Genomic DNA, 18,918 nt, shown 5'->3' with positions numbered 1-18,918 from the left:
GCGGCACCCGCTCCCTTGCGCGGCACACAGGCTCTCTATAACGGATCGATCCGGGGGGCCACGCAGCAAGACCGCGCACGCGGAGCCGAAAACACATGTCGCACGCCGAAGCCGCACCCCTGATCGCCGACCGCCCCCGCCCCGGGATCAAGGCCGTCCGCATCTGGCTCTATTTCGTCGCAGCGCTGATCGTGGCCATGGTCGTCGTGGGCGGCGCGACGCGCCTCACCGAATCCGGCCTCTCCATCACCGAGTGGAAGCCTGTCACCGGCGCCCTGCCCCCCATGTCGCAGGGCGACTGGCAGGCGGAATTCGACCGCTACAAGGCCATTCCCCAGTACGAAATCCTCAACAAGGGCATGGGGCTGGAGGCGTTCAAGCGCATCTATTGGTGGGAATGGGGCCACCGGCTGCTCGGCCGGGTCATCGGCTTCGCCTTCTTCCTGCCCTTCCTCTATTTCGCCTTCCGCGGCGTGCTGCGCGGATCACTGCTGGTGAAGTGCCTCGGGCTGTTCGCCCTCGGCGGGCTGCAGGGTGTCGTCGGCTGGTGGATGGTGGCGTCGGGGCTCACGGAGCGGGTCTCTGTCAGCCAGTATCGCCTCGCGGTTCATCTGACCCTCGCCTGCATCATCCTCGCCGCCATCGTCGCCGTCGCGCGATCGCTCTCCGGCGAGGCGCGGCAGGCGGTGACGGGCCGCGCGCGGCTGACGGCGCGCGTGCTGGTGGCCCTCGTGCTGGTGCAGATCTTCGCCGGCGGACTGGTGGCCGGGCTTGATGCCGGCATGGCCTACAACACCTGGCCCCTCATGGACGGCCACTTCATCCCCGCCGCCGAACAGCTCGGCGCCATGTCGCCGTTCTGGCGCAACCTGTTCGAGAATGCGCTGACGGTGCAATTCGATCACCGCATGGTGGCCTACGCCCTCTGGGCGCTGGCGCTCGTCCACGCGCTCGATGCCATGCGGGATGGTGGGCGGGCGGCGAAGCGAGCGTGGATTCTGTTCGCGCTGGTGACCGCGCAGGCGACGCTGGGCATCCTGACGCTGATCCATCAGGTGCCCATCGATATCGCTTTGGCGCATCAGTTCGGGGCGACCATCGTCCTGATCTTCGCCGTGGTGCATGTGAGCGGCCTCGGTGCGCCCGAGGCCGCGAAGGCCGTGACCGCCGCCGCCTAGACCAGCGCCGCGACGAGCGGCGCGATCATCACGTTGAAGAGGCCCGCCAGCACCATCACGAGACCGGCGATGGAGCCTTCCTCCCCGCCGATCTGGTGTGCCCGGGCGACGCCGGCACCGTGGGCGCCCATGCCGAACAGGGCGCCGCGGGCCAGCGAGGAGCGCAGCGGCATCACCTTCAGAACCACCTCGCCCAAGGCCGCACCGCAGATGCCGGTGAGGATGACGAACACGGCGGTGAGGTCGGGCACGCCGCCGATGTCGCCGGAGACCACCATGGCGAAGGGGGTGGAGGTGGAGCGCGGCATCAGGCTGAGGCCGATGGAATCGCTCAGTCCCAGAAGATGCGCGAGGGCCAGCGCCGTCCCCATGGCCAGGGTGCTCCCCACCGCGACACCGACCAGCAGCACCGGCCAATAGCGGCGGATGAGCGCGCGCTGCTCATAGATGGGGATGGCGAAGGCGACCGTCGCCGGCCCCATCATCAGCAGCAGCCAGCGGGTGCCGGCGATGTACTCGCCGTAGCCGGCGTGCAGGCTGAGCGCCACGGCACCGACGCCGATGGGCGTGAGCAACAGCGGCGAGGTCCACCAGAACCGCCAGCGCCGGCCGATCGCCCGCGCCGCAAGATACGAGCCGATGGTAACGGCCGACCAGAACAGTGCGGCGAACAGGGGGTTATGCATCCACATGGCGCGCCTCCCCCGACAGACGCTGGGTCCAGCGCCAGCACAGATCGACGGCGAGCGCGGTGCCACCCATGACCGTGACCGTGCCGAGCAGGATCACCGCGGCGATCTTCAGTCCGTCGAGGCCGATGAGCTCCTTGTGGTCGAGCACGGCCATGACGGCGGGGACGAAGAACAGCAGCATCTCCGCCAGCAGCCAGGACGCCCCGCGCCGCACGCTGGCCGGGCGCAGCCAGCCGCTCGCCAGGAGCGCCAGCACCACGACCATCCCCACGATGCCACCCGGCACCGGCAGCTTCACCAGCCGCACCACGCCCTCTCCCGCCATCCAGAAACCGGCGAGCACGGCGAGTTGAGCAATCATGCTGCGATGCAGCGCGAGGCGGACGGTACGAAGCAAGTGATTGGGGGCAGAGCGATTCTGGGACATGGCTGGCACCTCCAGTGCCGATGCCAGTAAGATAGTATGCACCGCAGCATGATGAAAATGAATTGATTGCATAAAGACCATTCCATATAGGCATCATATGGAACTTCGGACGCTCAGGGCCTTCGTGGAGGTGGTGCGGCAGGGCGGCTTCTCGCCGGCCGCCAAAGTGCTCAATGCCACCCAACCCACCATTTCCAAGGCCGTGAAGCAGCTGGAGGACGAACTCGGCGTTCCCCTGCTCGACCGCATCGGCCATCGCAGCCAGCTCACCGCCGCGGGGGAGATCGTCTACCGCCGCGCTTTAACCTTGCTGGCCGAGCGCGAAGGCCTCGTCGCCGAGCTGGAAGATCTGAGAGGCCTCAGGCGCGGCAGCCTGCGCCTCGGCCTGCCGCCGCTTGGGGCGAGCACGCTGTTTGCGCCTTTGTTCGCCGTCTTCCGCTCCCGCTATCCCGGCATCGAGATCCGCCTCACCGAGCACGGCTCGAAGCGGCTGGAGGAAATGCTGATCGAGGGCGAGGTGGAGCTGGCCGGCTCCCTGCTCCCCGCCAAGGAGGGGTTCGACGGGCAGGGCGTGCGGTGCGAGCCGCTGATGGCCGTCTTGCCGGTGAGCCACCCTCTGGCGGGTCGGGAGCAGGTGACCATGGCTGATCTCGCGGGCTTCCCCTTCATCCTGTTCGAGGGCGGATTCGCGCTCAATCAGGTGCTGGGGGATGCCTGCGCCCGCAACGGTTTCGCGCCGCAGATCGCCGCACGCAGCGGGCAGATCGACTTCATCGTGGAGATTGCGGGCGCGGGCCTCGGCGTCGCCTTCCTGCCCAAAACCATCGCCTACCAGCGCCGCACGCCGGCGGTGCGCTTGTCGGAACTCGCCGAGCCCGGCACCGAATGGCACATGGCCATCGTCTGGCGGAAGGGCAGCTACCTCTCCCACGCCGCCCGCGCCTGGCTGGAACTGACGCGGGAGGTCTATGGCGACGGGGACGGTCCGTCCGGCTGAACGTCATCCCCCTATAAAAACCGCGCGGGCCCTTGGGAGCCCGCGCGGATCGAAGATCAGATCTTCGCCCAGATCAGATCTTGGCTAGCGCCTGATCGAGGTCGCCGATGATGTCCGCCACGTCCTCGATGCCGATGGACAGGCGCACCACCTCCGGCCCAGCGCCCGCCGCCGTCTTGCCGTCGTCGGTCAGCTGGCGATGGGTCGTGGAGGCGGGATGGATGATGAGCGATCGGGTGTCGCCGATGTTGGCGAGATGCGAGAACAGCTCGACGTTCGACACCAGCTTGACGCCCGCCTCATAACCGCCCTTGAGGCCGAAGGTGAACACCGCGCCGGCGCCCTTGGGCAGGTATTTCTGCGCCAGGGCATGATACTTGTCGGTCGCAAGGCCGGGATAGCTCACCCAGGACACCTTGGGGTGCGCGGCGAGCCACTGCGCCACCTTCAGCGCATTCTCGCTATGCCGCTGCATGCGCAGGGCAAGCGTCTCGATGCCGGTGAGGATCAGGAAGGCATTGAAGGGCGACAGCGCCGGCCCGAGGTCGCGCAGGCCCAGCACGCGGGCGGCGATGGCGAAGGCGAAATTGCCGAAGGTCTCGTGCAGCACCATGCCGGAATATTCCGGCCGCGGCTCGGTCAGGAAGGGGTAGCGGCCCGAGGCCGACCAGTCGAACGTGCCCGCATCCACGATCACGCCGCCGATGGAATTGCCATGGCCGCCCAGGAACTTGGTGGCCGAATGCACGACGATGTCGGCACCGTCCTTGATGGGCTGCCAGAGGTAGGGCGTCGCCAGGGTGTTGTCGACGATGAGCGGCACGCCCGCCTTCTTGGCGATGGCGGAGATGGCCGCGACATCGGTCACCACGCCGCCCGGATTGGCGATGGATTCGATGAAGATCGCCTTGGTCTTCGGCGTCACCGCCCGCTCGAACGAGGACACATCGTCCGGGTCCGCCCACACCACGTTCCAGCCGAAGCTCTTGAAGGCGTGGGAGAACTGGTTGATCGAGCCGCCATAGAGCTTGCGCGAGGCGATGAACTCGTCACCTGGCGTCAGAAGCGTGTGGAACACCAGATGCTGGGCCGCATGGCCGGACGCGACAGCAAGGGCCGCCGTGCCACCCTCCAGCGCCGCGACGCGCTCTTCCAGCACCGCATTGGTCGGGTTGGTGATGCGGGTGTAGATGTTGCCGAACGCCTGCAGGCCGAACAAAGAGGCCGCATGATCCACGTCATCGAACACGAACGAGGTGGTCTGATAGATCGGCGTCGCCCGTGCGCCCGTGGTGGGGTCCGGCTGGGCACCGGCGTGAATGGCGAGGGTCGCGAAACCCGGCTCGTGCGGGGCGGCGGGGGTCTTGTCGTCGGACATGGGCGCTTTCTCCGTCAGTGCCAACCTTCTATGCCGGCGGGCTTCGATAGATAATTCCGTACTTCTACCGATTAGATTGATTTCGGTCCACGCGGTGCGATGGAAAGCCGCTGCACCCCGCTGCCCAGCCGCTGGGGGCGGCGGGCGGAGATGGTGCGGGAATTGACGCCGGTCCAGCCGATCTCGCCGGAAAGGCGGCCATATTCGATCTTCGGGCAGCGGTTCATCACCACCTTGAGACCGGCGGCCTCGGCGCGGGCGGCGGCCTCGTCGTTGCGGACGCCAAGCTGGGTCCAGAACACCTTTGGGAGGGGATCGAGCGCCAGCACCTCGTCGAGAACGGCGGGCACATGCTCGGGCGCGCGGAACACGTCCACCATGTCGATGGCCTCAGGCACATCCTTCAGCGTCGCGACGAAGGTGAGCCCCACCACGGTCTTGCCCGCCTGCCCCGGATTGACCGGATAGACGCGATATCCGCGCTCGGACAGGTACTTCATCACGAAATAGGACGGCCGCGCCGCATTGGCGCTGGCGCCGACAATGGCGATCGTCTTCACCTCGGAGAGGACCGAGCGGATATAGGCGTCGTCGTAGCGATCGTGGTTCACCACGTCTCCTCCCTCGTTCAGCGCCGGACGATTCAGCGCCTGGCCTTGGAAAACAAGGTGTAGAAATTCCGGGTGGTTGCGGCGGCGAAGGTCTCGAAGGGCTCGCCCCGCGCCTCGGCCAGCACCTTCGCCGTCTCGCGCACGAAGGAGGGCTCGTTGCGCTTACCGCGATGGGGAATCGGCGCGAGGAACGGGGAATCGGTCTCCACCAGAATGCGGTCGGCCGGCACATCGCAGGCGATGGCGCGCAAATCCTCGCTCTTCTTGAAGGTCACGACGCCGGAGAAGGAGATGTAGCCGCCCAGCGCCAGCGCCCGGCGGGCAAGCTCCGGCCCGGCGGTGAAGCAATGCAGCAGGAAGGGAAAGGCGCCCCTCGCGCTCTCCTCCTCGAGAATGGCGGCCACGTCCTCATCCGCCTCGCGGGCGTGAATCACCAGCGGCAGGCCGGTCTCGCGCGACGCCGCGATGTGGGTGCGGAAGCCCTGCTCCTGCGCCTCGCGCGGCCCGAGGTCGTAGTGATAGTCCAGCCCCACCTCGCCGATGGCCACCACCTTGGGATGGCGGGAGAGGTCCACCAGGTCCTTCACCGTGACATCCGTTTCCTCACCCGCCTGATGGGGGTGGGTCCCCACGGAACAGCTCACGCTGTCGAACCGCTCGGCGATGGCAAGGATCTCGTTGAAGCGGCGCACCCGCGTGGAAATGGTGACGAGATGGGAGACGCCAGCCGCCTCGGCGCGCGCCACCACGTCCGGCAGCTCGGCGGCGAAATCGGGGAAATCGAGATGGCAGTGGCTGTCGACGAGCATGATGATCCTACGGACGTTCCGCGCTTCACATAAGCGCATCGGCCCTCCCCGTCGAGGCGCCGGGCCATGCGCACAGCGCACGGCCGGGCCTTGCCGGACTGCTCCGGCAAAGGTATCGCGGGGGCCGACACGGGCCGGGCCGGCTCGTCCCATGGCGAGACCCTTCATGCTCAAGACCCAGCCCCCGTTCCGCCCCGCTTTGGCTCGGCTCGCTGATGCGTCCAACGTCTGGGCGATTGCCTTGCTCGTCGTGGGCGTGGCCCTGCTGGCCTGGAGCGCCCAGCTGTCCATCCCCATCCAGCCGGTGCCCATCACGCTGCAGAGCTATGTGCTCATCTCGCTTGCCGCCCTCATGGGCTGGCAATTCGGCGGGCTCACCGTCGCGATCTATCTGCTGGCCGGATTGATGGGACTGCCGGTGTTCTCGGGCGGACGGAGCGGGCTCGCCATGCTCACCGGTACCTCCGGCGGCTTCGTCGTCGGCTTTCTCGTCACGGCGCTGCTGGTGGGCTGGCTGCAGGAAAACTGGGCGCGGCTTCGGCCGCTGCCGCTCTTCGGCGCGCTCGCCCTTGGGCATCTGGTGCTGATGGTCATGGGCGCCGGGTGGCTCGCCACCAAGGTCGGCCCCATGCTGGCGCTGGAGAAGGGCTTCCTGCCCTTCATCCCCGGTGCCGTGGTGAAGACCGTCGCTGCGCTCGCCACTGTCATCGCCGTGGAGCGCCTCGCCGGCACTCCGCGCCAGCAGTGAGTCGCGCGGCTACTGGGCCGCGCTGATCTCTTCCTTAAGGGCGTCCGCGTCCGGGGCGGGCATGGTGATGGGCTGCACGCGCTCGCCGGGGCGGCCGGGATTGGTGACGATGGAGGCTTCCAGCGACACCGTGACGTTCCCGCCCGAGGTGTTGAAGATGTAGTCCAGCCGGAAGGCCGCATCCTGGCTCTGGCCGTTGGTGCGCTTCATCGCCTCATCAGGCGGAAGGCGTTTTTCGGCAATGAGTTGGGCCGGCTGATCGACCGTGATGTTGTACTGGCGGGCACGCCGTGACGTCGCGATGCGGGCGCGCACGAGGGTGGCGTCGGCGCCGGCGAGCTTCACCTCGATGCGCGGCACGGCGGGGCCTTCCGGCACCGGCGGGGGCATCTGAGTCGGCATGGCCGGGGGGATGGGATCATAGTTGGGAGAAGGCGCCGGAGCGCGGTCGTAGCTGCTGGAGCAGCCGGCCAGTGCCAGCGCCACCGCGGCCATCGAAACCCATCTCACGCCCGTCATTCCCACCGCTCCAGTTCCCCCAGCCCCGCCTGCTGTAAACTACAAAACCCTAGCAAGGTTAAGATATTTCCGGTTCCCGCCCATTCCAGGCTCAGGTGGCGGCTTCCGGCTCCACATAGCGCGGGAACACGCCAACAGGGGTCGGCAGGGCCAGGCCGGCGGGCAGGCGGAAGGCCGGAGCGAGCCGGTCGAAGCCCCGCTCCGCGACGGGAATCGCCACCAGATCCAACAACTTGGCGGCGCTCTCCGGCATCACCGGCTGGACCATGATGCCCACCTGCCGGATCACCTCGGCGGTGACCCAGAGCACCGTCTCCATGCGGGCGGGATCGGTCTTGCGCAGGGCCCAGGGGGCCTGGGCAGCGAAGTAGCGGTTGGCTTCCGCGACCACGGCCCAAACTGCGTTGAGATACAAGTGGATAGCCTGCGCCTCCATGGCCTCGCGGCTCTTTTCGAGCATCCCGCCGGCGAGGGCGAGCATGGCCTCGTCCTCCGGGGACAGGGGGCCGGGAGTTGGCACCAAGCCATTGAGATTCTTGGAGATCATCGACAGCGAGCGCTGGGCGAGGTTGCCCAGGTCGTTGGCGAGGTCGGCGTTGATACGGTTGACGATGGCCTCGTGGCTGTAGGAGCCATCCTGGCCGAACGCCACCTCTCGCAGGAAGAAATATCGAATGGCATCAACACCATAGGTCGCAGCAAGGTCGAACGGGTCGATCACGTTGCCGACCGATTTCGACATCTTCTCTCCGCGGTTGAAGAGAAAGCCATGGCCGAACACGCGCTTCGGCGCCTCCAGCCCGGCGGACCAGAGAAATGCCGGCCAGTACACCGCGTGGAAGCGAATGATGTCCTTGCCGATGACATGCACGTCCGCCGGCCAGTACTTCGCGAAGTCGCCATCCACGTTCGGATACCCGAGCGCGGTGATGTAGTTCGTCAGCGCGTCCACCCACACATACATGATGTGCTTGGGATCACCTGGAACGGGGATGCCCCAGTCGAAGGTAGTGCGGGAGATGGAGAGGTCCTGAAGGCCACCCGACACGAAACTGACAACCTCGTTTCGGCGGGTGTCAGGCGCTATAAACCCCGGGTTTTCGGCATAGTAAGTGAGCAGTCGGTCCTGATAGGCCGAGAGGCGGAAGAAGTAGCTCTCCTCCTCCACCCATTCCACGGGCGTCCCCTGTGGGCCGAGCCGGACACCGGCGTCGTTCAGTGTTGTCTCACTTTCCGCGTAGTAGGCTTCATCCCGGATGGAATACCAGCCTGCATACGTGGATTTGTAGATATCCCCATTCGCCGCCATCTTTTCCCAGATGGCCTGCGTGGAAATGCGGTGCCGCTCCTCCGTGGTGCGGATGAAGTCGTCGTTGGAGAGGTTGAAGGTCTCCACCATCGCCTGGAAGCGGGGAACGTTTCGCTCGAGCAGCTCGCGGGTGGTCACGCCGGCGCGCTGCGCGGTCTGCAGCATCTTGATTCCGTGCTCGTCCGTGCCGGTGAGGAAGCGCACGTCATAGCCGTCGAGCCGCTTGAACCGCGCCATGCAGTCGGTCGCGATCGCCTCGTAGGCATGGCCCATGTGGGGCACGCCATTGGGGTAGGAGATGGCGGTGGTGATGTAGAACGGCGGCTTGACGGACATCGGAAGGCTCGGACGATTTCCCCGACCCCCGGGACTGCGGCTTCAGCTTGCGGCAGCTTCAGCGCACGGCCTCGGCCAGATCGGCAAAGATGCGGAACACCAGCGCCTTGCGATCGAGATTGAAGACATCCGCCTCGGTCGCGCTGCGCCGCACCTTCTCCCACACCTCGCCGAGGCGGACAAGGCGATGGCGGGGCACGTCCGCGTGCGTGGCCTGCGCGGCCACATAGTCGCTCACCGCCTCGACGAAGAGATCGAGCCCGTCGGCCCGGTCGCCCTGAAGCCGCGTGCCCAGCGCATGCAGGTCTTCCGGGCGGGGCCGGGGCAGCTGATCCAGCGCCTTGAGGGTGGCGAGGCGCACCTCCATCCCCTCCCCCCGCGCCAGCGTCAAAGCGCGCCGCACGCTGCCGCCGGAGGCCTGCGCGGCGGCCGGAAGCTCGGCGGCGTTGAGGTCGCCGATCTCGGTGGAGAGATGGTCCAGCGCCGCCAGCACGTCGCCCTCTCCCAGCGCCCTCAGCCGCAGCAGGCGCGAGCGCGAGCGGATGGTGGCCAGCACCTTGCCGGGAGCGTGGGTGATGAGCAGGAACAGCGCGCGCGGCGGCGGCTCCTCCAGCGTCTTCAGCAAGGCATTGGCGCCGAAGGCGTTCAGCTCGTCCACCGCATCGACGATGCACACCCGCCAGCCGCCGGCGGCCGCCGTGGCGCCGAAGAAGCTGCGCACCCGGCGCACCATCTCAGCCGGGATGATGGTGGGGATCTTCTCTTCCCCCGCCTCCGGCGCGCGGCGCAGCACCAGCATGTCGGGATGGCTCATGGAGGCCACCTGCCGGAACACCGGGTGGCTCGGCGACAGGCTCAAATCATGGGCGCCAGCCTCCGGGCCGCCGGCCAGCACCACACGGGCGAGGCGATAGGCGAGCGTCGCCTTGCCGATGCCCTCCGGCCCGCCGATGAGCAAGGCATGGGGCAGGCGCCCGGCGCGGAAATCGCCGAGCAGGTCCGCCTCCACCGCCGCATGGCCGAATAAGCGATCCTGCTCACGCGGATGCGGCGCACCCGGCAGAACGTCGCCGGCGATCTCCGTGCTCATGCGCCCGCGCCTGCGATCGCTTGGGCCCCTGCGAGGTCTTGGGCACCCAGCCCGAGGCGGGCCGCCACCACGTCGGCGATGGCGGCGGCGACCGCATCGGCATCGGCCGAGGCATCGATGAGGGCGCAGCGCGCCGGCTCCGCCTGTGCCCGCGCGAGGAAGGCGGCGCGCACCGCGGCGTGATAATCGCCGCCCTCCTTCTCGAACCGGTCCGCCGCCGCGCCCGCCGCGCGTCGCGCGGCACGGGCAAGGCCGATCTCGGGCGGCACGTCGAGCACGAGGGTGAGGTCCGGGCGCACGGTGCCAACCGAAAGCGCCTCAAGGGAATCAAGAAGGCTCGGGTCCACGGCGCCGACCGCGCCCTGATAGACGCGGGTGGAATCGATGAAGCGGTCGCACACCACGATCTGGCCCGCCTCCAGCGAAGGCGCGATCAGGCCCGCCACATGATCGGCCCGCGCAGCGGCGAACAGCAGCGCCTCCGCCGCCGGCCCGAGGGGCTCGGCGGCGCCGGAGAGGATGACATGGCGCAGCGCTTCCGCACCGGGCGTGCCGCCGGGCTCGCGCGTCTCTACCACGTCGAGCCCGAGGCCGCGCAGATGCTGCGCCAGCCGCCGCGCCTGGGTGGACTTGCCGGTGCCCTCCCCGCCTTCGAGGGTGATGAAGCGTCCGCTCATTTGCCGACCTTCGCCAGCACCTTCTTGAAGAGATCGCGCACGCCGTCGCCCATCAGCGTCATGCCGCCATCGAGGGCGCGATCCGTCAGCGAGCCCACGGGCACGTCCTCGGCGGTGTAGAGCGGAATTTCCAGCGCCTTCACCTGCCCACGCGTGACCTGCATGCGGCCCACCTCCGTGCCCTTCGCCACCGGTGCGCGCAGCGGCCCGGTGTAGACCACCTTGGCGGTGACGCGCTCGTTGCCCGAACGCGGCGTGAGGATGGAAACCGCCCCCTTCGCCACGAGCCCGACAGAGCCCTGCGTGCCGCCGAACACCTGGGCGCGGCCGATCTCCTGATCGGCCGTGAAGATCTGCCGCTGGCGGAAGGACTGGAAGCCCCATTCCAGCAGCTTGCGGGTCTCCTCCAGCCGTTCCTTCTCGCTCTTCGCGCCGAGGGTGGCGACGATGAGGCGCTGACCGTTTTGCACAGCCGAGCCGAGGGCGTGGTAGCCCACATCCTTCACCCAGCCCACCTGAAGGCCATCGGCGCCGATGCCCGCGTCCAGCAGCACGTTGCGATTGCGCTGCTTGATGCGGCTCCACTCGATGTTGGGGCGGGCGAACACAGGGTAATAGGTGGGATAGGTGCGGATGACATGGGCGGCGAGCAGGCCGAGGTCGCGGGCCGTGGAGACCTGACCGGGATCGGCGAAGCCCGTGGCGTTGTGGAACTCGGAATTCGCCATGCCGATGGACTTCGCCTCGGCATTCATCATCTGGGAAAACTCACTCTCGGTATTGGCGACGCCTTCGGCCAGGGCGATGGCCGCGTCATTGCCCGAGACCACCAGCGCGCCGGCCAGCAGCTCGCCCACGGGGGCCGGCTTGTTCACCTCGGCGAACATGGCCGCGCCGCCCGAGGGGCCGCCGCCGCGCTTCCAGGCGTTCACGCTCACCGTGAAGGGCGTGTCGAGGGCGATCTTGCCGGCCTTGAGCTGGGAGAAGACCACATCCGCTGTCATCACCTTCACCAGCGTGCCGGGGGCAAAGCGCTTGTCGGCGTCCTTCTCGTAGAGAATCGTGCCGGTCTCGAAATCGATCAGCACGGCGGACGGAACGGAGGTCTGGAAGCCCTGCGCCGGCTGGGCTGCGGCGGGACGGGGGGCGGTCAGCACGCCGAGCAGCGCCAGCGCGATGGCCGGAAAAGCGAGAGCGCGAACAAGACGGGAGGCGAAGCGGGAGGACACGGACATCTGGCTCCACCGGATACGGCACGCGGACGGCGCCGCTCCCTGCCGCGGCGCGGCTTCGGGGCACGACGTCCCATTCGGCCGGATCATCGCGAAGCGCCGGCTCCGGGTAAAGCCCTTGGGGAATCGAGTTGGGGGGATATCTTCAGCTCGGGTGTGCGCCGAGCCGGATCAACGCCCGGAGACTCAGCGCTCTCCCGGCACCCCGGCGAAACCGAGGCCGGAGACGGGCGCGGCGCCCTGCGACCAGCCCGCGCTGGCCACCACCTGGCCCGAACCGCTGGTCTGGCCGAGATCATAGGGCCGCGACGGCGGCACCGGCGCCTCGTCCGACGGCGGCGCCGAAGCGGCGACACGACGCAGCGGCGGGCCTTCCGGCACGAACGGCTTTGCGGAGGCGACGCGCACCGGAGAGCCCTCGATCAGGTCCGCCGGGGTGCCGTCGGTGCGCAGGGTGGAAGCGAGCTTAATGTCGTCGTCGTCATCCAGCGGCGCGCGGCCGAGATACTGCACGCGGACCTTGGTCATGCCCTTCTGGGCGAAGCCGAGCAGCTCGGCGGTCTTGTAGGAGACGTCGATCAGGCGATCGCCCACATAGGGTCCGCGATTGTTGATGCGCACCACGATGGAGCGGTCGTTGGACAGGTTCGTGACCCGCACATAGGACGGCATGGGCAGCGTCTTGTGGGCGGCGGAGATGGAGCCCATGTCGAAGATCTCGCCATTGGCGGTCTTGCGGCCGTGGAAATCCTTGCCGTACCAGGAGGCCGTGCCCTCGGCCATGTAATTGGGGTTCTCGGCCGGCACATAGGTGCGCCCGCCGATGGTGTAGGGCTTGCCCACCTTGTAGTTGCCGCCGCCGCGCGGCACGGGATCACCCTCCGCAACCACGCGCGGGCTGGTGGAGACGCCCCAGATGGGATCGATCTTGCTGCCGAGGGATTCGACCGAGCCGCAGCCGGCGATGGCGATCAGGGAGGAGAGAACGGCCACGGTTCGCACGCCCCGGATGGATGGCGCTGCCCCCGCGCCGGTGACGGCGCGCATGAGGTGACCGATCCTGTTCCGCTGCGTCCTCGCCGATCCCGTCATCATCCGTGCCCGGTTCCCCGCTTTTGCTGCCGCCGGCAGAGACAGAACGCACCGTGCCGCGATCGGCATGGACCCCGGCAGATTCCGTCAACAGGGGGTCCAATGACGGCAAAAATGGGGCGCAGCTGCGGCCATGGTTAACAAACGGCAATATTGCCGCCCATCATGATACCTTGGACAGCCTTGTCGGGCGCCCCGCAGGCCGTCTCGCGCCCCCTGTCCCCTCCTCCCGCGCCCACCCCTCTCGACGCGCCCGCGCACGTGTTCTAGATGGGACCATCAAGCGTCCGCCCCGCGAGCGGGCCTGGAAGGGTGGCCGAGTGGTTTAAGGCAGCGGTCTTGAAAACCGCCGTGGGGGCAACTCCACCGTGGGTTCGAATCCCACCCCTTCCGCCAATACAACTCTTCCAACTCTTTCCAACTTTCACTTTTGCAGTCCAACACGTTCTGTCGCCATCGGTTGTGCGCGTCCTATTGCATTCCAACTCCTGATTATTCCATGCTTGCGAAGTCGGGTACTTCATACCCGGCCCGTTTCCCAGAAAACCGGGTATCGCATGGCAAATGGACTGCTGACAGACGCCGCCGTCCGCGCGGCCAAGCCGACGGGTGACCGCCCGCTGAAGATGGCCGATGGTCGAGGGCTCCATCTCGTTGTTTCTCCGACCGGTGCGCGCCTGTGGCGCATGCGCTATGAGATCCGCGGGCGGGAGAAACTGCTCTCCTTCGGAGCATATCCCGCAGTGAGCCTCGCCGAGGCCCGCCGGATGCGTGACGAGGCCAAGGCCAACCTGAAGTCCGGGCGCGACCCGGGCGAGGAACTGAAGGCGCAGCGCCGGGAGAGGCAGAACCCAGACGACCGGTTCGAGACGCTCGCCCGCGGATGGTTCGATGTGAACAAGGACATCTGGTCGAAGCGCCACGCCGCCGACGTGATCGGCAGCCTGGAGCGCGACGTGTTCCCCTTCATCGGCTCCCGGCTGATCGCGGACCTCAGGCCGCAGGACGTTCTGTCTCTGGCCCGGAAGATCGAGGCCCGCCCGGCGATCGAGACCGCGCACCGTGTCTGCCAGCGCATCTCCGCCGTGTTCACCTTCGCCGCTGGCATGGGGATGGTCGAGACCAATCCGGTGCTGGTGGTGATGGGCGCGCTGAAGCCGATCCGCCGCGGGCGCCAGCCGGCAGTCGTCACCATCGAGGAGGCCCGCGAGGTGCTGAAGGCTGCCGAGAGCGTGCCGGCGCATCCAGTGACGAAGCTTGCGCTGCGGCTCCTCGCGCTGACCGCCGTCCGCCCGGGCGTCATCGCGGGCCTGCCGTGGACGGAGCTCGAGCATTTGGACGAGAAGGAGCCGGTCTGGCAGGTGCCGGCCGAGCGGATGAAGCTGAAGGTCGAGCATAAGCTCGACGCATCCCGCGACCATCTGGTGCCGCTCTCCCGACAGGCAATGGAGGTGATCGACACCATCCGCCGCGTGACCGGCCGCGGGCCCATGGTGTTCCCCAACGCCCGATTCCCCACGCGCCCGATGAGCGAGAACGCCATGGGCTACCTGCTGAACCGGGCCGGCTATAACCAGCGCCACGTGCCGCACGGCTGGCGGGCCACCTTCTCCACCATCATGAACGAGCGGCAGCCGGCCGACCGCGCGGTGATCGAGATGGTGCTGGCCCACGTGCCGGAGAACAAAGTGGCGGCCGCCTATAACCGGGCCCGGTACCTCGATCGCCGGCGCGAGCTGCTGCAGGAATGGGCCGACCTGCTGCTGGACGGGCTGCCGCCGGCCGCCGAGCTGCTGAAGGGCGCTCGCCGCTGATCTACAGCCTGCGGGTGGGCAGCGCCCGCACGGACGAGAAGTCCATCGGCACGTCGAAGAAGACCGCCACCCGCCGGGAGCCGCAGCGTGGGCAGCGGAGCCGATCTGCCAGGCGCGCGATCGGGAAGTCACGGCCGCGCGTGGCGACCAGCGTCATCATGTCGAGGTTGGTCTTGAACTCGCACTCCGGGATCCGCTTCATCCCCATCTGCTTGCCGGCGGCGCACCGCATGCGCACGCCCCAGCCGATCGTGTAGGCCTACCCAAGCGTCTCGATGGTGGACCGCTCTTCCATCGGCAACTGGATAATATGAGAACGGAATGAGAACAAGAGTGGCCTTCTCGTCTTGTTCGCCACTCGATGTGGCGCCGACGCGGGGACGGCGCTGTTCCGTCCTTGCCCATCCGGAATTCCAACTGCTAGTTGTACCAGCATACGAAGACAGCAGGGAGGGTTCCGTGAAATTTTCTCCAGCCGAGCGTCTGATCGTCGTCATGCTTGCAGAGGTCTTGGAGAAGGTCGGGGGGCATTCAGAAATCGACCCGTCCTTCGTCAAATCGGCGGCTCTATCGAACAACGAATGGGCGATAACATGGGACCACGGATGGCTGTCAGAGGATAGCTGCGACCCATCCGTGGTGAAAGAGACCACTGACATAATGAACGCATGGCTCAGGATCGAGCGGTCGGTAGATGGCCTTAGCAAATCTGAACGGGGTGCATTGATAGCGGACGTTGGAGATGAGTCATGGATCAAGTTTGACGGCTTCGATGGAAACAATGACGACCACTACGGTGTAGCTACATTCATCGTTGAGGAAATGAATCGCTTTGGTGAATTCAAAGGGCGTTCTTTGAACTCGCATAGTAGCGCAAGCATCGATCGGCATAGAGAGACACTGCGACGGCTACGAGGAATTGGCCACCACGATCTACTTTCGGTCGACGACCTGAAGAAGATTTTCAAACAACCCTGATAACGCCAAAAATGCCCCGCCCTCCCGAAGGAGAGCGGGGCCAGTTGGGAACGCCCATGGAGATCGGCGGCCGGAGCCGCCTCCCGCCGGCGCCCCGGCGGTTCACTGAAGCGTGTCAGGCGGCAGGGGCGGGAAAGGGGGCGGCGGTCCATCCCGCCATCGCCTCGCCCACTTCAGCAGGATGTCGCAGAGCGACATTCCAGTGAGCCCAAGGACAAACGCGACCATGCCGCCCATCGATGCCGCGGGGACATCGGGAACAGCGAGGTAGCGCTGGGCAACGCTGGCGGCCACCGGCGTGACATAGCCTGCCACTGCGGTGCCCACGATCGCGGTTGAGATATGCCGCATGACCGATCCTCCAGGGTTGGCGAGGGACCGCACGAGGCCGCCGATGCCGCCGGCCAGAAGATGGGATGGGTCGAGCCCCATGAAGGATCCGGGCCCCGGGGGCAGATCAGCCACGCTCGCCCCTCTTCTTCACCGCGGCCTTTGCCTTCGCTTGGCCGCTCGGGTTTGGAGCCTTAACGCCGCACTCGCGCTCCAGGTTCTCGTTGTGGGCGACCTTGGGCGCGAGGATCGTCGGGTCCTCATGGTCGGCCTGCCACTCGGTGATGGGGATCGCCTCGCGCCCGCGGCAGTCCACCACGGGCGCGGTGCCGCTACCCGTCGTCGCGCACCCAGCGACGAGCACGGCGGCGCAGCTCAGCGTCAGGAAGGTGGCGCACCTCTTCGATCGTGCGCTCGCGCGCGACGGCCCGGCGGACGGCATCGGCTTTCTCCTTGGCAGCCTGACGGGCGGCGCCGTGGCGCTCCCCGAGGTAATAGAGGACGTAGGCGGCGACGGCCGCGGCCTCGGCGAGCGCGACCCGGAGGCCGAAGCGCGCCCAGATGAAGACGAACCCGGCGGCGCCGGAGGCGAGCACGAGGGCCAGCCACCAGTCGCCGCCGAGGAACTTGGTTGCGATGAAGGACACCGCCGCCGCAGCGGCCGGCACGAGCCAGCCGAGGGCGAGGGCTGAAGCCCAGCCGCTGGAGAGGATGGCGAGGGCGCCGGCGATCATGCGGCGCCCCCGAAAAGCGCCCACACCAGCCACGCGATCAGCGAGACAATCGCCGCCGCGCCGTACAGGATGCCGGCGAACAGCCCAGACCACAGCCCGCTGAAGTTGTAATCCCCGCCCCGGGGAGCCCGCTTGCGGTCGCGGCTCTCGATAAGCCATGCAGCCCCGAAGGCCGCGGCGGTGATGATGGCCGGCAGCAGCCACCAGCCGATGGAGATGGTGATGCTCATGCCGGCCCCGCATCGCGACCGTCCCGCACGTTGGCGACGGCGGCGCTCTCGGTTCGGTTGGCCTGCCACCAGATCACGGCCGCAACAGCCGCTACAGCGCCGAACCACACGACCGGAGGCACGTCCGTGACGAACTCGCGCATCGGCGACAGGTACCCCACCGCCGTGCCGCTCTCCTGCGCCGCGCCGAAGATCAGGGCGAAGAAGCCGGCGACAGCCGAATAGACCTTGTTGAGGAAGCTCGCCTTCGCAACCGGGTCGCCGGCCTTGCGGAGGTCGCTGGCGGTCGTCTTGGCTCGCTCCTCCCCCACCTCCGACTGCGGCGCCGTCGCAAGCGCGGCGATGGTGGTCTTGTCCACCCAGGCGCGGTCGACGGTGACCGTAACCGGCAGTCCGGCGGCCGACTGGAAGGCCGCCAGCGCGCCAACGGTGTCCTTGCCCCACTTGCCGTCGATCAGGCCAACCCGGTGAATGCCCTTGGACCGCAGCAGCGTCTGGATGGCCTTGATCTCATCCTCCGACAGACCGTCGTCCGGGTCGATTTCCTCGGCGGTGAGCACGCGGTCATCGGACGCGTGTTCGATGACATCCGCCTCGTCGACGAAGCGCACACTGTCGTCGAGTTCCATGAGACGCTTGACGATGGCGACCACGCCGAGCTGCTTGTCCCAGACCGACCGGTCGAAGACGCCATCTTCAACGAACTTGCCGCCCCGATACAGGTTGGTGCCGGCGTACAGGTAGGCGCTGGGGAGGCCGCGCATCCGGTACCCCATGCCGTTGAACCGCTCCGACTGGAACTGGAACATCGCCGGGGTCCAAACCGGCGAGCCGGGGTTCAGGCCCTTGATGAGCAGCGCGTCATTGGCCGCCTCGGGCCAGCTGTCGAACGGCCCGCGGCCCACCGGCTTCAGCTTCGTCTTGCGGCCGGTGCCGATGATCTTCTCGCCGTTGTGGAGAACGCCGGCGAAATCGCAGGTGCTTTCGCGCCAGTGCCAGACGCCGACCACCCACCAGGGCACGCCCCGCGGCGTTCCGGCGGCGATGTACTGCGCCTTGCCGGCGAGCACGAGTTTCGCCGCAGCGGTGACGCGCGCCATGTCCTTCTTGTTGATCTGCACGTCAGCCCAGCTCTGAGCATACTCGTCGTGCAGATCCTCGAAACGGTAGACATTGCGTGCCATGGGGCACCTCTCGGTTGCTGGAAAAGAAAAGGCCGCCCGAAGGCGGCCGATGGCAGGTTGTGTGCGGGACAGCGCCCGGATCAGAGGGGCACGCCGTAAGCGGCGAAGAGCGCGCTCATGCGAGCTTGGACCTGCGTCAGCTCTGCCGCCGTGAGCGCCCTGTTGTAGACCAGCGCGCCGAAGATCTCCGGGGCGGAATACTGGTAGCTCGCCCCGACATAGCCGCCGAACACGATGTTGTTCGGGCCAGGGAAGCCGGTCAGCGCAACCGGCGTCCCCACACCCGTCACCGTCGCGGTGGCAGCGGCATTGGTGCCGCTGCCCGAGATCGACACGCTGGACGCCAGATCTTGCCATCGTAGTGGCCCGGGACTTGTGGGGGCATGTTTCTGCTTTCAGCTCAGGCTGCGAAGACGCTGGCCGGCGTGTCCGGCTTCACCACAGCCGCGCCGAAGTCGGGCGGCTCGGCGCCCCACCATAGGACGTTGACGTGGTAGCCCGGCAGGGGCGCGGTGACGGGGGACGGGCCAAAGGGTGTGTCGATGGTCGCACC

23 protein-coding genes and 1 tRNA gene are annotated in these 18,918 nt (G+C 67.4%); 6 read left to right on the top strand and 18 right to left on the bottom strand.

What is annotated here, in order from left to right; all coding sequences use genetic code 11:
• Positions 1 to 95: 95 nt before the first annotated feature.
• The gene (locus tag EJ105_RS23680) at positions 96 to 1,178 is read left to right on the top strand and encodes a COX15/CtaA family protein (protein WP_250168263.1); all 1,083 of its coding nucleotides are present in this window, start codon (positions 96 to 98) and stop codon (positions 1,176 to 1,178) included.
• Here the strand turns inward: EJ105_RS23680 and EJ105_RS23675 are convergent.
• Both EJ105_RS23675 and EJ105_RS23670 read right to left on the bottom strand, forming a co-directional pair.
• Entirely contained in the window at positions 1,175 to 1,870 is a 696-nt protein-coding gene (locus EJ105_RS23675; protein WP_029558446.1) for an LrgB family protein, read from the bottom strand. The two genes, EJ105_RS23680 and EJ105_RS23675, sit on opposite strands and share 4 nt — an antisense overlap.
• The gene (locus tag EJ105_RS23670) at positions 1,857 to 2,297 is read right to left on the bottom strand and encodes a CidA/LrgA family protein (RefSeq protein ID WP_029558445.1); all 441 of its coding nucleotides are present in this window, start codon (positions 2,295 to 2,297) and stop codon (positions 1,857 to 1,859) included. The genes EJ105_RS23675 and EJ105_RS23670 overlap by 14 nt, the downstream gene beginning before the upstream one ends.
• Before the next feature lie 97 nt (positions 2,298 to 2,394).
• Between EJ105_RS23670 and EJ105_RS23665 the strand changes: the two genes are divergently transcribed.
• Complete coding sequence (locus EJ105_RS23665) at positions 2,395 to 3,294, top strand: LysR family transcriptional regulator (protein WP_250168262.1); 900 nt, start codon at positions 2,395 to 2,397, stop codon at positions 3,292 to 3,294.
• A 73-nt stretch (positions 3,295 to 3,367) separates the two neighbouring features.
• Here EJ105_RS23665 and EJ105_RS23660 read toward each other — a convergent pair whose 3' ends face one another.
• The 3 genes from EJ105_RS23660 to EJ105_RS23650 form a co-directional block, all read right to left on the bottom strand.
• Complete coding sequence (locus EJ105_RS23660) at positions 3,368 to 4,672, bottom strand: O-acetylhomoserine aminocarboxypropyltransferase (protein ID WP_024279124.1); 1,305 nt, start codon at positions 4,670 to 4,672, stop codon at positions 3,368 to 3,370.
• A 71-nt stretch (positions 4,673 to 4,743) separates the two neighbouring features.
• The gene (locus EJ105_RS23655) at positions 4,744 to 5,283 is read right to left on the bottom strand and encodes a CoA-binding protein (RefSeq protein WP_250168261.1); all 540 of its coding nucleotides are present in this window, start codon (positions 5,281 to 5,283) and stop codon (positions 4,744 to 4,746) included.
• Between the two features lie 32 nt (positions 5,284 to 5,315).
• Positions 5,316 to 6,092: a TatD family hydrolase gene (locus tag EJ105_RS23650; protein ID WP_250168260.1), complete on the bottom strand. Its 777-nt coding sequence runs from the start codon at positions 6,090 to 6,092 to the stop codon at positions 5,316 to 5,318.
• A 151-nt stretch (positions 6,093 to 6,243) separates the two neighbouring features.
• On the opposite strand from EJ105_RS23650, the gene EJ105_RS23645 reads away from it, so the two are divergent.
• The gene (locus tag EJ105_RS23645) at positions 6,244 to 6,840 is read left to right on the top strand and encodes a biotin transporter BioY (RefSeq protein WP_250168259.1); all 597 of its coding nucleotides are present in this window, start codon (positions 6,244 to 6,246) and stop codon (positions 6,838 to 6,840) included.
• A gap of 9 nt (positions 6,841 to 6,849) precedes the next feature.
• Here EJ105_RS23645 and EJ105_RS23640 read toward each other — a convergent pair whose 3' ends face one another.
• The 6 genes from EJ105_RS23640 to EJ105_RS23615 all read right to left on the bottom strand — a co-directional run bounded on the left by EJ105_RS23640 (position 6,850) and on the right by EJ105_RS23615 (position 13,050).
• Positions 6,850 to 7,350: a hypothetical protein gene (locus EJ105_RS23640; RefSeq protein ID WP_250168258.1), complete on the bottom strand. Its 501-nt coding sequence runs from the start codon at positions 7,348 to 7,350 to the stop codon at positions 6,850 to 6,852.
• A 100-nt stretch (positions 7,351 to 7,450) separates the two neighbouring features.
• Positions 7,451 to 9,004: a methionine--tRNA ligase gene (gene metG / locus EJ105_RS23635; RefSeq protein WP_250168257.1), complete on the bottom strand. Its 1,554-nt coding sequence runs from the start codon at positions 9,002 to 9,004 to the stop codon at positions 7,451 to 7,453.
• A gap of 58 nt (positions 9,005 to 9,062) precedes the next feature.
• Positions 9,063 to 10,094, bottom strand: a complete 1,032-nt coding sequence (locus tag EJ105_RS23630) for a DNA polymerase III subunit delta' (protein WP_029558437.1) — start codon at positions 10,092 to 10,094, stop codon at positions 9,063 to 9,065.
• A complete protein-coding gene (gene tmk / locus EJ105_RS23625; RefSeq protein ID WP_250168256.1) occupies positions 10,091 to 10,771 on the bottom strand; it encodes a dTMP kinase in 681 nt (226 codons plus the stop codon). The genes EJ105_RS23630 and tmk overlap by 4 nt, the downstream gene beginning before the upstream one ends.
• Complete coding sequence (locus tag EJ105_RS23620) at positions 10,768 to 12,006, bottom strand: D-alanyl-D-alanine carboxypeptidase family protein (protein WP_250168255.1); 1,239 nt, start codon at positions 12,004 to 12,006, stop codon at positions 10,768 to 10,770. The genes tmk and EJ105_RS23620 overlap by 4 nt, the downstream gene beginning before the upstream one ends.
• A gap of 183 nt (positions 12,007 to 12,189) precedes the next feature.
• Positions 12,190 to 13,050, bottom strand: a complete 861-nt coding sequence (locus tag EJ105_RS23615; RefSeq protein ID WP_081837709.1) for a septal ring lytic transglycosylase RlpA family protein — start codon at positions 13,048 to 13,050, stop codon at positions 12,190 to 12,192.
• Positions 13,051 to 13,401: 351 nt separating this feature from the next.
• Here EJ105_RS23615 and EJ105_RS23610 point away from each other — a divergent pair.
• Together EJ105_RS23610 and EJ105_RS23605 are read left to right on the top strand one after the other, a co-directional pair.
• A tRNA-Ser gene (locus tag EJ105_RS23610) sits at positions 13,402 to 13,491 on the top strand.
• Positions 13,492 to 13,652: 161 nt separating this feature from the next.
• Positions 13,653 to 14,909: a tyrosine-type recombinase/integrase gene (locus EJ105_RS23605; protein WP_250168254.1), complete on the top strand. Its 1,257-nt coding sequence runs from the start codon at positions 13,653 to 13,655 to the stop codon at positions 14,907 to 14,909.
• Between the two features lies 1 nt (position 14,910).
• Here the strand turns inward: EJ105_RS23605 and EJ105_RS23600 are convergent, their stop codons facing one another.
• A complete protein-coding gene (locus tag EJ105_RS23600; RefSeq protein ID WP_250168253.1) occupies positions 14,911 to 15,141 on the bottom strand; it encodes a hypothetical protein in 231 nt (76 codons plus the stop codon).
• A gap of 227 nt (positions 15,142 to 15,368) precedes the next feature.
• Between EJ105_RS23600 and EJ105_RS23595 the strand changes: the two genes are divergently transcribed.
• Positions 15,369 to 15,887 (top strand): YfbU family protein, encoded by a 519-nt coding sequence (locus tag EJ105_RS23595; RefSeq protein WP_250168252.1) that lies wholly within the window; start codon positions 15,369 to 15,371, stop codon positions 15,885 to 15,887.
• Positions 15,888 to 15,989: 102 nt separating this feature from the next.
• Here the strand turns inward: EJ105_RS23595 and EJ105_RS23590 are convergent, their stop codons facing one another.
• The 6 genes from EJ105_RS23590 to EJ105_RS23565 all read right to left on the bottom strand — a co-directional run bounded on the left by EJ105_RS23590 (position 15,990) and on the right by EJ105_RS23565 (position 18,700).
• Positions 15,990 to 16,319 carry a hypothetical protein gene (locus EJ105_RS23590; RefSeq protein WP_250168251.1) on the bottom strand — a complete coding sequence of 110 codons (330 nt, stop codon included), beginning with the start codon at positions 16,317 to 16,319 and terminating at the stop codon, positions 15,990 to 15,992.
• Between the two features lie 25 nt (positions 16,320 to 16,344).
• A complete protein-coding gene (locus tag EJ105_RS23585; RefSeq protein ID WP_250168250.1) occupies positions 16,345 to 16,536 on the bottom strand; it encodes a hypothetical protein in 192 nt (63 codons plus the stop codon).
• Between the two features lie 13 nt (positions 16,537 to 16,549).
• Positions 16,550 to 16,951, bottom strand: coding sequence for a hypothetical protein (locus tag EJ105_RS23580; protein WP_250168249.1), 402 nt, complete (start codon positions 16,949 to 16,951; stop codon positions 16,550 to 16,552).
• A complete protein-coding gene (locus EJ105_RS23575; protein ID WP_250168248.1) occupies positions 16,948 to 17,181 on the bottom strand; it encodes a hypothetical protein in 234 nt (77 codons plus the stop codon). The genes EJ105_RS23580 and EJ105_RS23575 overlap by 4 nt, the downstream gene beginning before the upstream one ends.
• Positions 17,178 to 18,365 (bottom strand): peptidoglycan-binding protein, encoded by a 1,188-nt coding sequence (locus EJ105_RS23570; protein ID WP_250168247.1) that lies wholly within the window; start codon positions 18,363 to 18,365, stop codon positions 17,178 to 17,180. The genes EJ105_RS23575 and EJ105_RS23570 overlap by 4 nt, the downstream gene beginning before the upstream one ends.
• Before the next feature lie 80 nt (positions 18,366 to 18,445).
• Positions 18,446 to 18,700 (bottom strand): hypothetical protein, encoded by a 255-nt coding sequence (locus EJ105_RS23565; RefSeq protein WP_250168246.1) that lies wholly within the window; start codon positions 18,698 to 18,700, stop codon positions 18,446 to 18,448.
• Between the last annotated feature and the right edge of the window lie 218 nt (positions 18,701 to 18,918).

The sequence above is a fragment of the Xanthobacter aminoxidans genome (genome assembly GCF_023571765.1).
Classification (GTDB): Bacteria; Pseudomonadota; Alphaproteobacteria; order Rhizobiales; family Xanthobacteraceae; genus Xanthobacter; species Xanthobacter aminoxidans.
The sequence above is the reverse complement of the archived record's forward strand: the minus strand, read 5'-3'. Positions and strand labels throughout refer to the sequence as shown.